Source organism: Niveibacterium umoris (assembly GCF_014197015.1).
GTDB classification, from domain to species: Bacteria; Pseudomonadota; Gammaproteobacteria; order Burkholderiales; family Rhodocyclaceae; genus Niveibacterium; species Niveibacterium umoris.
In genome coordinates, this window is sequence record NZ_JACIET010000002.1 from 16,937 (window position 1) to 29,676 (window position 12,740).

Consider the following 12,740-nt stretch of genomic DNA (forward strand, 5'->3'; position numbering starts at 1 on the left):
GCCCCGCCTGATCGCACCGGGCTCGCCTGGTGCGAAGGCTGACGCGCAACCGGTTCCGCCGCGGGCTAAGCTCGCGGTAGTGGCCCGCCGGGGCCCCGCGACGGAATCCTTTCCAGCAAGGGACGGTCATGGTCGTCAACGCTTCACAGCCGGTGCTCGAAATGCGGGGCATCGACAAGCGCTTTCCGGGCGTTCATGCGCTCTCGAAAGCCGCACTGCGCCTCTTCCCCGGCGAAGTGCATGCCCTCATGGGGCAGAACGGTGCAGGCAAATCCACGCTCATCAAGGTGCTGACCGGCGTAGAAGCGCCGGACGCCGGCGAGATCCGCCTCGGCGATGAGATCGTGCATCCCGAGTGCGTCGGGCACGCCCAGCAGTTGGGCATAAGCACCGTGTATCAGGAAATCAACCTCTGCCCCAACCTTTCGGTGGCGGAGAACATCTACATCGGCCGCTTCCCGATGCGCCACGGCATGGTGGACTGGAAGCACATGCAGCAGGACGCGGTGGCCGCCCTGAAGGCGCTGAACGTCGATGTCGACGTATCGCTGCCGCTTGGCCACTACCCGGTCGCAATCCAACAGATGGTCGCGATTGCGCGTGCGCTATCGACTGACGCGCGCATCCTGGTGCTCGACGAACCGACATCCAGCCTCGACGAAGACGAAGTCGCGCGGCTGTTCGATACGCTGCGCGGGCTCAAGGCGCGCGGCATCGCGATCCTCTTCGTCACGCATTTCCTCGATCAGACCTACGCGATCTCCGACCGCATCACGGTGCTGCGCAACGGCGAATTCGTCGGCGAATACCTCGCGGCCGATTTGCCGCGCATGGCCTTGATCGAAAAGATGGTTGGCCGCGCGATTGAAGAAAGCGCCTTCGCACGCCCCGCCGAAGACGCCAGCGCCGAACACGCCGCGCAGGACACCGGTGCCCCGCTGTTCAGCGCCCGCAGCCTCGGCAAGCGTGGCGCGGTGCAACCGCTCGATCTGGAGTTCCGCGCCGGCCGTGTGCTGGGGCTCGGTGGCCTGCTAGGCTCCGGCCGCACTGAGACCGCGCGCCTGCTGTTCGGCATCGACCGTGCAGACGCCGGCAGCGTGGATTGCGGCGGCGCCAAGCGCCAGTTCCGCAGCCCGGCCGATGCGATCCGCGCCGGCATCGGCTTCTGCCCGGAAGACCGCAAGACCGAGGGCATCGTCGCCGAACTGTCGATCCGCGAGAACATCGTGCTCGCGCTGCAGGCGCGGCGCGGCATCTTCCGTTACATCCCGAAGCGCAAGCAGCGCGAGATCGCCGACCGGCTGATCGCGCAGCTCGGTGTGCGCACACCGGACGCCGAAAAGCCGATCGGCCAACTCTCCGGCGGCAACCAGCAGAAGGCGCTGCTCGCGCGCTGGCTCGCCACCGAACCGAAGATGCTGATCCTCGACGAACCGACACGCGGCATTGACGTGGCGGCCAAGCTGGAGATCATGGACATGGTGAAGGCGCAGTGCCGCAAAGGCCTTGCGATCCTGTTCATTTCGTCCGAGATGGCCGAGGTGCTGCGTGTGAGCGACCGCATTGCGGTGCTGCGCGACCGCCGCAAGGTCGGTGAAATCGACGGGGCCGGCGCGCAGGAGCGCGACGTGTTCCGCCTGATCGCCGGAGCCGAACAATGAAAGCCGAGACCATGCCTCAACCCGCCCGCTTCGCACTGCCGGCCCCGTTGCAGGGGCTGACCCGCCGCCGGCTGTTCTGGCCCTGCGCCACGCTTGCGCTGCTGCTGATCATCAACGGCGCCTTCAACCCGAACTTCTTCAGCATCACGGTGAAGAACGGCCACCTCTACGGCGCACTGATCGACATCCTCAACCGCGCAGCGCCGCTGATGCTGGTCGCGATCGGCATGACGCCTGTGATCGCCACACGCGGCATCGACATCTCGGTCGGCGCGGTGGTTGCGATCTGCGGTGCAGTGGCCGCAAGTTTGATCGGGGGCACGCTGATCATCCAGAACGGAACGCCGGTGTACGTGTCGCAGACCCCGATGGCGCTGGCACTCTTGATCGCACTCGGCGCCGGCCTGCTGTGCGGGCTATGGAACGGCGCGCTGGTTGCCGGCGCCGGCATGCAGCCTATCGTCGCCACGCTGATCCTGATGGTCGCCGGCCGCGGTGTCGCACAGTTGATCACCGAGGGCCAGATCATCACGGTCTACTACGAGCCCTTCTTCATCATCGGCAACGGCTTCCTGTTCGGCCTGCCGGTCGCGCTCTACATCGTGGCCGCGGTGGCGCTGCTGATGTTGCTGCTGGTGCATCGCACCGCGCTGGGCCTGTTCATCGAAGCGGTGGGCATCAACCCGGTGGCGGCACGCTTTGCCGGCCTCAACGCCCGCCGCATCCTGATCATGGTGTACGCATTCTGCGGCGTGTGTGCCGCCATCGCCGGACTGATCGTCGCATCGAACGTGAAGAGCGCAGACGGCAACAACGCCGGCCTGCTGATGGAACTGGACGCAATCCTCGCCGTCACGCTCGGCGGCACCTCGCTCGCCGGCGGGCGCTTCTCGCTTGCGGGCAGCCTGATCGGTGCGCTGATCATCCAGAGCCTGACTTACGCGATCTACTCGCTGGGCGTGCCGCCGGAAATCAACATGGTCGTCAAATCGGTGGTGGTGCTCACGGTCTGCCTGATGCAGTCCGACAGCTTCCGCGCCACCTTGCTGCAACACCTGCGTCGGGAGCCCCGCTGATGAGCCGCAACCGCCTCTTCAACCCCGCCCTGCTGCCGCTGGCGGTGACCAGCCTGCTGTTCGTGCTGACCTTTGGCTATGGCGCGGTGGCCTACACCGGCTTCCTCTCCAGCCAGGTGTTCCTGAACCTGCTGATCGACAACGCCTTCCTCGTCGTGGTGGCGATCGGCATGAGCCTGGTAATCCTCACCGGCGGCATCGATCTATCGGTCGGCTCGATCATCGCGCTGGTCACCATGGTGTCGGCAAGCCTGGTCGAGCATCACCACTGGCCGGTGTATGTCGTGGTGCCGCTGTGCCTGGCGATCGGCGCGGGCTTCGGCGCGCTGATGGGCTGCCTGATCCACTTCTTCCAGTTGCAGCCCTTCATCGTCACGCTCGGCGGCATGTTCCTCGCACGCGGCCTGTGCTACGTCATCAGCATCGATTCGATCGAGATCACCGACCCCGCCTACATGGCCATCGCGCACCACAAGATCATGCTGTGGGGCGAGAACTTCATCTCGATCAACGTGGTCATCGCGCTCGCGGTGGTCGCGCTGGGCGTGTTCCTCGCCCACTACACCCGCTTCGGTCGCACGGTTTACGCGATCGGCGGCAACGAGCGCTCCGCGGTGCTGATGGGCTTGCCGGTCGGCCGCACCAAGATCCTCGTCTACACATTCAGCGGCACCTGCTCCGCGCTCGCCGGCGTGGTCGTCACCTTCTACATGCTCTCGGGCTACGGCCTGCACGCGCAGGGCATGGAGCTCGATGCGATCGCCGCGGTGGTGATCGGCGGCACCCTGCTCACCGGCGGCGTCGGCTATGTCGCCGGCTCGCTGGTCGGCGTGCTGATCCTCGGCGTGATCCAGTCGCTGATCACCTTCGACGGCACGCTCAGTTCCTGGTGGACCCGCATCGCCGTCGGCGTGCTGCTGTGCGCCTTCTGCCTGCTGCAACGCGGCCTCGAACACGGCGGCAAACGGCAACTCGCGACCACCTGACTGCCCGCCACTTTCTCCGGACGCAGGCACCCCCGCAAGACGCAGCCTGCGTCCCTTCCCCACCGCCCGGCACCACCCCGCCGAGCGCTGCGGCGACCCCGGATACGTCCGGGGTCATTTTTTGCGTGTGATCAGATTCATGCCTGCAAAGCCGTAGGCGCCTGACAGGGTTTGCGGCAAGATCACATTGGCCCCGTACATCGACGGTCGGCTAGTCCGCAAGGAACCCATCACCATGAGATTCGACGGCACCCTCACGAAATGGAACGACGACAGGGGCTTTGGATTCGTCACGCCGGACGTGGGCGACGGTGAATTGTTCGCGCACATTTCTGCCTTCCCGAAACAGGGCGGGCGCCCGGTGGTCGGGGAGCGTGTGTCGTTCGAGGTTACGGCGGGCCAAGGCGGGAAGAAGAAGGCGGTGAACATCGCCTATCTCGCGCGGCCGTCCCGGCAAGCCCCGCTGCGCCGCGCGCGTCCGCAAACGGCAAGGCGGTCTCGCGACGGGGTGATCGGTGCGCTGATCCTGGTACTCATCGTTGCGGGCGCGATCTATGGCTACGCGCCACGCAGGCATGCTGCACCGGCGCACACCAGCATCGAGCCGGCGGCCCTGAGCACATCCGCACGTTTGTCTTGCGACGGCCGGACGCATTGCTCGCAGATGACGTCCTGCGAAGAAGCGACGTATTTCCTGCGCAACTGCCCCGGGGTCGAGATGGATGGCAACCACAACGGTGTGCCTTGCGAACAGCAATGGTGCGGCGCATCGCTCGCGCACTGATGGATCGCGCCGCGCTGGCGGCGACATACGCGGGGCGCCACCGGCACCCCGCGTAGCTGCAGGTCAGAAGTACTTGCCCACCGTCACCAGCAGGGTCGTGCCGACGGCCTTCTTGGTTTCGCCATCGCGGTTGTAGGAGTACCAGGCCTCCTTGTCGCCGGTGTTATGCACCACGGCGCCCGCCAGCATCCAGCCCGGCATCTTCACGAAGCCCATGTCGGCCGTGACGCCCGCCTTGAAGTCGGCGAAGTCATAGTCGGGGCTGTGGTTCACCTTCTGGTAGCCGGCGTGCAGGTTGAGCGTCACCGTCTCGGAGAGCTGCGGGTTGTAGTTGAACTCGATGTAGGTCGAGCCCTTGGTGTTTTCGACCTGGTTGAAGGCCTTGTCGTACCAGATGCCGGCCCAGTACTTGTTGAGGCCGTACCAGAGGTTCAGCGTCATCGTGTCATAGACGAGGCCCAGCTTCAGTTCCTGGGTGTCGTACTTCACCTTCTGGCCATCGTTGGCGATGGTGTAGGCGCCGGGGTAGAAGTAGGCGGCAAAGCCGGTGTCGAGCGTGAAGCCGCCGCCGATGTCCCACTTCCAGCCGGCGTAGAGGTCGGTCTCAAGCCCGGAGCCGTGGTTGTACATCGCTTCCGACACGTTGCTGGCCCACAGCGATGCGTAGAAGCCGGCCGGGTGCACCATGTCGATGCCGCCCTGCACCGCCGGCTTGCGTTGCGTGACCGAGATGCCGCGGAACATGTAGTCGCTGGCGAGCATGAAATTGCCGGTGATCGCGAGGCTCTTCGCCGCGTCGGCCTTCTTCGTTTCTTCGGCCTTCTGCGCGGTGCAGGCGGCGACGGTGCGGCGCAGCTGCTCGGGGATCGTCTTGTCGTTGTATGCGTCGTTCTGGTAGGTGATCACGCCACCCTTGACGACGATCTTCGAGTGGCCGGGCAGGTCGAGCGGATCGCCCTTGCCGGGGCAGGTCGGGTCGACGATGTAGGGCCCGTAGTTGTTGCCGGTGAAGCGCCAGTCGAACTCGACGGTATCGCCGCTGACCTTGGGCGCGCCGACCATCTCCCAGCGTGCGTTCGGGAAGGAACTCAGGAAGGGCTTGATGACGTTGTCGCGGGCCACGACGATGCCGAACTGCGGCGTGCCGACAGTCGAATCAAGGTACTCGACGTCGGCGTCGAGGAACTGCGCCGTCTCGTTGGCGACCGCGGTGATATCCATGTCGCTGACGCCGCGTTTTTCCGCCAGCGCACTCCAGGACTTCATGTAGGCCTTGACGACGCTGAGCGGGTCGCTCGCCGCCTGGGCGAACGCCTGTGACGACAGCATCGTTGTAGGCAGTAGTACAGCCAATACCTTCATCTTCGGGCTCATTCGCCGCTCTCCTCTCCGTCAGGGTTGTTGTCGCAGGAGCCGACCGGCCCCTGCGGTATCGCTCAGCGCCGCGTCACAGCTTCACCATCACGTGACGGGCGCAGGTGTAGTCCTCCAGCGCGTAGACCGACTGGTCCTTGCCGTAGCCGGATTTCTTCATGCCGCCGTGGGGCATCTCGGAAGTCAGCATGAAATGGGTATTCACCCAGGTCGCGCCGTACTGCAGTTCGGCGGCGACCCGCATGCCCTTGCTGACGTCGCCGGTCCACACCGACGAGGCGAGGCCGTAGTCCGAATCGTTCGCGAGCCGGATCGCGTCATCGAGGTCAGCGAAGGGCGTCACCGACACGACCGGGCCGAAGACTTCCTTGCGGACGATCTCGTCGTCCTGCCGCGCGCCGGCCAGCACCGTCGGCTCGTAGAAGAAGCCCCGACGCTGCGCGACCTTGCCGCCGCAGACGACTTCGATATGCGACTGCTGCACCGCGCGTTCGACGAAGCTGGCGACGCGCGAACGCTGGCGTTCGCTGATGCAGGGGCCCATCTCGACGCCCATGTCGTTCTGCTCGCCCATGCGGATCGTGGACACCGCGGCACCGAGTTCGGCGACGAACTTCTCGTAGATGCCCTTCTGCGCGTAGATGCGGCAGGCGGCGGTGCAGTCCTGCCCTGCGTTGTAGTAACCGAAGGTGCGGATGCCCTGCACGGCGGCCTCGATATCGGCATCGTCGAAGATGATCGCCGGCGCCTTGCCACCCAGTTCCAGATGCGTGCGCTTGATCGAACGCGCGGCGATCTCGAGCACCTTCTGGCCGGTCGACACGTCACCGGTCACCGAGATCATCCGGACCTGCGGCTGGCTGATCAGCGGCGCGCCGGTCGATTCGCCACGGCCGCAGATGATGTTGATGACCCCCGGCGGGAAGATCTCGGCGATCAGTTCGGCGAGCTTCAGCGAGGACAGCGGCGTCTGCTCCGAGGGCTTGAGCACCACGGTGTTGCCCGCCGCGACCGCGGGGCAGATCTTCCACGCCGCCATCAGCAGCGGATAGTTCCAGGGCGAGATCGACGCCACCACGCCGAGCGGGTCGCGACGAATCATGCTGGTATGGCCGGCCAGGTACTCGGCGGTGGCCACCGCGTTCATCGAGCGCACCGCACCGGCGAAGAAGCGGAAGATGTCGGCGATCGCCGGGATCTCGTCATTGAGCGCGGCGAGGTAGGGCTTGCCGCAGTTGGTGGATTCGATGCGCGCGAGCTCCGGGCCGATCTGCTCGATGCGGTCGGCCACCTTCAGCAGCAGGTTCGCGCGTTCGCGCGGCGCGGTGCGGCTCCAGGCCGGGAAGGCACGCTCGGCAGCCGCCACCGCCCGTTCGATCTGGGCCGGCGAGGCTTCGCGGACCTCGCAGATCAGCTCGCCCGTGGCCGGGTTGATGATGCGTTCCGGTGCGTCTTCGCCGGAGACGAACTGACCGTCGATGAAGAGTTCCGTTCTCATGTTTGGCTTCCTGTGCCCTGTGCGGGATGAGATGGTGTGGTTGTCCTACTTGCTCGCGCCCTCGACGCCTTCGGTACCCGCGATGAGGCGGTAGGCGGCGATGATCGGGATCGTGGTGACGACGGTGACCAGCAGCGCGACGACGTTGGTGATCGGCATCTCGCGCGGCTTGGCGAGCTGATTGAGCAGCCAGATCGGCAGCGTGCGCTGCGCGCCGGCAGTAAAGGTGGTGACGATGATTTCGTCGAAAGAGAGCGCGAAGGCGAGGATGCCGCCGGCGAGCACGGCGGTCGCCATGCCGGGCAGGATCACGTGGCGGAAGGTCTGCAGACCGTCAGCGCCCAGATCCATCGAGGCTTCGACCAGGCTGTGCGGCATCCGCCGCAGCCGCGCGATCACGTTGTTGTAGACCATCACCACGCAGAAGGTGGCGTGGCCGATGACGATGGTGATCGTCGAGGGCTCGAGATGCATCAGCCGCAGCGACGACAGCAGCGCGATGCCGGTGATGATGCCGGGCAGCGCGATCGGCAGGTTGAACAGCAGGTTGATGCCTTCGCGGCCGGGGAACTGGCGGCGGTAAATCGCCAGCGCCGCCAGCGTGCCGAGCACGATCGCGATCAGCGCCGCGAGCAGCGCCACCTGCAGCGAGAGCAGCACCGACTCCATGACGTCGCCGCGCTCGAACACGCGGGCGAACCACTTCAGCGTGAAGCCCTTGATCGGGAAGGTGAAGGCGTTCTCTTCGACGTTGAAGGCGTAGAGCGCGATCACCGCGATCGGGAAGTGCATGAACAGCAGCCCGCCGGCCACGACCAGCTTGAGGGCGAGCGGCGCACGCGGCGCGTTGCGGTCAGAGCGCATCGAAGGCCCCCAGTCTCTTGGCCAGCCACAGCCAGGCACCGACCACGACGATCGGGACCAGCGTCAGCGCCGCAGCCATCGGCATGTTCCCGATCGCGCCCTGGTACTTGTAGACCGCGGTACCGAGGAAGTCGCCGGACGGCCCGACCAGGGTCGGGATGATGAAGTCGCCGAAGGTCAGGCAGAAGGTGAAGATCGAGCCCGCCGCGATGCCGGGGACCGACAGCGGCAGCACCACGGTGCGGAAGGTCTGCGCCGGGCTCGCGCCCAGATCGGCGGACGCGAGCAGCAGGTTCGGCGCGATGCGTTCGATCGAGGCCTGGATCGGCAGAATCATGAAGGGCAGCCACATGTAATTGAAGACCAGGAAGCGACCGAAGTGCGATGTCGACCAGGTGTTGCCGCCGACATAGGGCAGCGCGAGCAACGCGTCGCCGAGCGGGAGCAGGCCCAGCGTGCTGACCAGCCAGGCGACGAGCCCCTCCTTGGCAAGGATGACCGTCCAGGCGTAGGCCTTGACGATGTAGCTGGCCCACATCGGCAGCATCACCGCGACGTAGAGCAGGCCCTTCATGCGGGCGTCGGCATAGCGCGCCATGTAGTAGGCGATCGGGTAACCGAGCAGCGCGCAGGCCGCCGACACCGCCAGCGCCATCGTGAAGGTGCGCGCGACGATGTCGAGATTGCTCGGGTCGCTGACCAGGGCCTTGAAGTTCGCCAGCGTCAGCTCGTTGCTGACGGTCATCGAGAAGTCGTCGAAGGTCAGCACGCTCTGGCCGAGCAGTGCCAGCAGCGGCCCGAGGTAGAACAGCAGGAACCACGCCAGCGGCGGCAGCAGCAGCATCCACAGCAGCGTGCGCGGACGGCCGAACAGCGCGTTGGAGACGCCGCGGCTCGCGGGGCGGGCGGGCATCGTGGACGCGGCAAGGTTCATGGTCGCGGCGTTCATGCGACGAGGGCGACCATCGCCGCCGAGGGCCAGGCCAGTCGCACGTCCTGCCCGATGCGGGCGGCATCCGCGCCGTCGTCGCGGTTGGACAGCGCCGCGGTGACGATGCGGCCGTCCACCTCGACTTCATAGCGGCTGGTGGCGCCGTGGTACTGGATGTCCACCAGTCGGCCAAGCACGCCGACATGGCCGTCGGGCAGCGCGATCTCGCTGGCCAGCACGCGGATGTGTTCCGGCCGCACCGACACCGCCTTGCGTTCGCCGGTCACGGTTTCCGCCAGCGCGTCGGCCAGCACGTTGGAGCCGCCGACGAACTCGGCGACGAAGCGCGTCTGCGGCCGCTGGTAGAGGTTGCGCGGCGAATCGACCTGCTCGATGCGGCCGTTCGCGAACACCGCGACGCGGTCCGACATCGACATCGCCTCGCCCTGGTCGTGGGTGACATAGACGAAGGTGATGCCGAGCTGGCGATGCAACTGGCGCAGTTCGACCTGCATCTGCTCGCGCAGGCGCAGGTCGAGCGCACCGAGCGGCTCGTCGAGCAGCAGCACCGAAGGTTTGTTGACCAGTGCGCGGGCCAGTGCCACCCGTTGCCGTTGGCCGCCCGAGAGCTGCGAGGGCCGGCGGTCGCCGAAGCGGCCCAGCGCCACCTGTTCGAGCGCCGCCAGCGCACGCTGCCGGCGTTCGGCCGAAGAGACGCCCTTCATCCGCAGGCCGTACTCGACGTTCTCGACCACCGACAGGTGCGGGAACAGCGCGTAGTCCTGGAACACCGTATTCACGTCGCGCTCATACGGCGGCACGTTCGTCGTGTCGCGACCGCCGAGCACGATGCGCCCGGCCGTCGGCAGCTCGAAGCCGGCAATCAGCCGCAGGCAGGTCGTCTTGCCGGAGCCGGACGGGCCCAGCATCGAGAAGAACTCGCCCTGGCGGATCGTGATCGAGACATCATCGACGGCGCGCACTTCGCCGAAGTGACGACTCACGTTCTGGAATTCGATCGACGTTTGCACGTTGACACTCGCTGGTGTGGATTCGGTGGCTGGCTGCGGTTATCAGCGCAGCGTGCGGGCGGGGGGCCTGTGAGAGATTCCGTCGCGAGCGACCCGAGGTCGAGCCGAGAAGCACAGCCGTACATGCGGTACGGCGAGCATCGCAGGTTCGAGATCGGGGCGCGCAGCAGGAAGCCCCACAGGCGCTTACCTACCGCCCATGATCGCGATGTAGTCCGCCGTCCAACGGCTGTACGGCACGCAGGTTCCCTGCGAGGCGCACTGGGCCTGCGGCGTCTTCCAGAAGGCGATCTTGTCGAAGTTGTCGAAGCCGTTCGTCTCGCAAAACTTGCCGCCGCCCGGCGCACGGGTCGAGCAGGCGGAGGTGGTCACCGGGTTGGAGCCGAACCATTCCGCCACACCGGCCTGCACCTTGTCGTTCAGCGACCAGTTCAGCCAGGCGTAGGCGCACTGCGGATGCTTGGCATTGGCATGCATCATCGTGGTGTCGGCCCAGCCGGTGACCCCTTCGGCCGGGATCGTCGAGGCGATCGGGCGCTTGTCGGCCTTGAGCATGTTGACCTGCACCGGCCAGGAGCCGGAGGCCGCGACACCCTCGGACTTGAAGTCCGACATCTGCACGTTGTAGTCATGCCAGTAGCGATGCACCAGCGGGCGTTGCTTGCGCAGCAGCTCCAGCACCGCGGCGTACTGCGTGGGGTTGAGTTCGTACGGGTCCTTGATGCCCAGCTCCGGCCGCTTGGCCTTCAGGTACAAGGCTGCGTCGGCGATGTAGATCGCGCCGTCGTAGGCCTGCACGCGGCCCTTGTTGGGCTTGCCGTCGGGCAGGTTCTGCGGCTCGAACACCACCGACCAGGAGGTCGGCGCGGTCTTGAAGACCTCGGTGTTGTACATCAGCACGTTCGGGCCCCACTGGTAGGGCACGCCGAAGGTCTGGCCGCCGACCACATACCAGGGCGCATTCTTCAGGCGCGGGTCGAGCTTGTTCCAGTCGCGCAGCTTGCTGGTGTCGATCGCCTGCACCCGCTTGCCGGCAATCAGGCGCAGCGAGGCGTCGCCCGAGGCGGTCACGAGGTCGTAAGAGCCCTGGCTCATCAGCGACACCATCTCGTCGGAGGTGGCGGCCGTCTTCACGTTGACCTTGCAGCCGGTGTCCTTCTCGAAGGCGCCGACCCAGTTGTAATGCGGATCTGTGTCGCCCCGCTCGATGTAGCCGGGCCAGGCCACGATATCGAGCTGCCCTTCACCGGCACGGACTGCCGTGCCCCCCAGCACGACCGCCAGCGCACCCAGCGCGGTCACGGTCAGCTTGCCAGCCTTGATTGCCATCTCGGGTTTCCTCCGTTGTGGATTGGGGTGAGCCTGTCGCGATTGCTTCCGCTGTCAGGCAAACCTTAGCCCTGCACCCCACAGGCTGGAAATACCGTTAGCCCTTTAGTTGCCATCGGAAAATCCGATAGCTAGACTTGTCCGGCCCGGAAAAACGGGTCAAGTTCCCATGTGTTTGGGCAAATCCGGGGGAAGAAGATGCCCATGTCATTCAGGTCGCTGCGCTACTTCAACGCGGTGGCCGAGACCGGTTCCATCTCGGCAGCGATGCAGACGCTCAATGTGTCGCAGGCCGCCATCACCGAAGGCATCCAGCGCCTCGAGGCACACCTGGGCAGCCTGCTGTTCCGGCGGCATGCGCGGGGCATGGCGCTGACGCACGCCGGGCACGAATTCTTCCGCCACACCCAGCGCATCCTTGGCGCGGTGGCCACCGCCGAGCAGGCACTGGCGGTGCGGCCGGATTCGCTGGCCGGCGATCTGGTCATCGGCGCGACCAGCCCGCTCACCGGCTACTACCTGCCCGGCCTGCTGGAGCGCTACCGGCGCACCTTCCCGCGCATCCACACGCGGGTGCTGGAAGACGCCGGCCATTTCATCGAACACCAGCTGATCAACGGCGAGATCGACGTCGCGCTGACCACCATCTCGGTGCTGGAAAACGCCGCGGCTTTCCACACCGCGCTGCTGGTGCGCTCGCCCTGGCGGCTGTGGCTGCCGCTCTCGCACCGCTTCGCCGAACGCGGGAGCGTGTCGCTCGCCGAACTGCGCGAGGAGTCGGTGATCGTGCTGCGCAACGACGAGCTGGAGAAGGTGTCGGGCGACTTGTGGCGCGACGCCGGCATCCGCCCCAAGGTCACCGTGAAAACGCGCTCGACCGAGGCCACGCGCAGCCTCGTCGCGACCGGCTCAGGCGTGTGCCTGCTGCCGGAGGTGCTGTTCCGCGCCTGGTCACTGGAAGGCGAGCGCCTGGTCGCGATCCCGATCACCGAGGAGATTCCGCCGCTGGAGATCGGCGTGGCATGGCGACGCGGGGCGGCACTGGGCGCGGCGACCGAGGGCTTCCTCGCCGTGGCGCGCGAGTACGGCCAGCATCAGGGCAACGCACTCGGCGCGCTGCGCGGCGCCGACGGCACCGGGGTGCGCCGGGCCTAGCTGGCTGGCTGGCTGGAAAGCAAAAATGCCGCGCAGGTTCACACCCGCACG

Annotated in this window: 11 protein-coding genes; 5 read left to right on the forward strand and 6 right to left on the reverse strand. The window is 66.3% G+C overall.

Features of this window, described 5'->3' with window-relative positions; genetic code table 11:
• Positions 1-128 precede the first annotated feature (128 nt).
• The 4 genes from GGR36_RS12155 (at position 129) to GGR36_RS12170 (ending at position 4,507) form a co-directional block, all read left to right on the forward strand.
• The gene (locus tag GGR36_RS12155; protein ID WP_207064413.1) at positions 129-1,661 is read left to right on the forward strand and encodes a sugar ABC transporter ATP-binding protein; all 1,533 of its coding nucleotides are present in this window, start codon (positions 129-131) and stop codon (positions 1,659-1,661) included.
• Entirely contained in the window at positions 1,658-2,737 is a 1,080-nt protein-coding gene (locus tag GGR36_RS12160) for an ABC transporter permease (protein WP_242533256.1), read from the forward strand. Before GGR36_RS12155 ends, GGR36_RS12160 begins: the two co-directional genes overlap by 4 nt.
• Positions 2,737-3,723, forward strand: coding sequence for a galactofuranose ABC transporter, permease protein YjfF (gene yjfF, locus GGR36_RS12165; RefSeq protein ID WP_183635012.1), 987 nt, complete (start codon positions 2,737-2,739; stop codon positions 3,721-3,723). The genes GGR36_RS12160 and yjfF overlap by 1 nt, the downstream gene beginning before the upstream one ends.
• 235 nt (positions 3,724-3,958) lie before the next feature.
• Complete coding sequence (locus GGR36_RS12170; RefSeq protein WP_183635013.1) at positions 3,959-4,507, forward strand: cold shock domain-containing protein; 549 nt, start codon at positions 3,959-3,961, stop codon at positions 4,505-4,507.
• 63 nt (positions 4,508-4,570) lie between these two features.
• Here the strand turns inward: GGR36_RS12170 and GGR36_RS12175 are convergent, their stop codons facing one another.
• From GGR36_RS12175 to GGR36_RS12200, 6 genes are all read right to left on the reverse strand, one after another.
• The gene (locus GGR36_RS12175) at positions 4,571-5,881 is read right to left on the reverse strand and encodes a TorF family putative porin (RefSeq protein ID WP_183635014.1); all 1,311 of its coding nucleotides are present in this window, start codon (positions 5,879-5,881) and stop codon (positions 4,571-4,573) included.
• A gap of 73 nt (positions 5,882-5,954) precedes the next feature.
• Positions 5,955-7,379, reverse strand: a complete 1,425-nt coding sequence (locus GGR36_RS12180; RefSeq protein ID WP_183635015.1) for a gamma-aminobutyraldehyde dehydrogenase — start codon at positions 7,377-7,379, stop codon at positions 5,955-5,957.
• A gap of 45 nt (positions 7,380-7,424) precedes the next feature.
• Entirely contained in the window at positions 7,425-8,243 is an 819-nt protein-coding gene (locus tag GGR36_RS12185; RefSeq protein ID WP_183635016.1) for an ABC transporter permease, read from the reverse strand.
• Complete coding sequence (locus GGR36_RS12190; protein ID WP_207064414.1) at positions 8,233-9,192, reverse strand: ABC transporter permease; 960 nt, start codon at positions 9,190-9,192, stop codon at positions 8,233-8,235. Before GGR36_RS12190 ends, GGR36_RS12185 begins: the two co-directional genes overlap by 11 nt.
• Entirely contained in the window at positions 9,189-10,205 is a 1,017-nt protein-coding gene (locus GGR36_RS22275; protein ID WP_183635017.1) for an ATP-binding cassette domain-containing protein, read from the reverse strand. The genes GGR36_RS12190 and GGR36_RS22275 overlap by 4 nt, the downstream gene beginning before the upstream one ends.
• Positions 10,206-10,391: 186 nt before the next feature.
• Positions 10,392-11,534, reverse strand: coding sequence for an ABC transporter substrate-binding protein (locus GGR36_RS12200; RefSeq protein ID WP_183635018.1), 1,143 nt, complete (start codon positions 11,532-11,534; stop codon positions 10,392-10,394).
• Positions 11,535-11,738: 204 nt separating this feature from the next.
• Between GGR36_RS12200 and GGR36_RS12205 the strand changes: the two genes are divergently transcribed.
• Positions 11,739-12,689: a LysR family transcriptional regulator gene (locus GGR36_RS12205; protein WP_207064415.1), complete on the forward strand. Its 951-nt coding sequence runs from the start codon at positions 11,739-11,741 to the stop codon at positions 12,687-12,689.
• Positions 12,690-12,740: the final 51 nt, after the last annotated feature.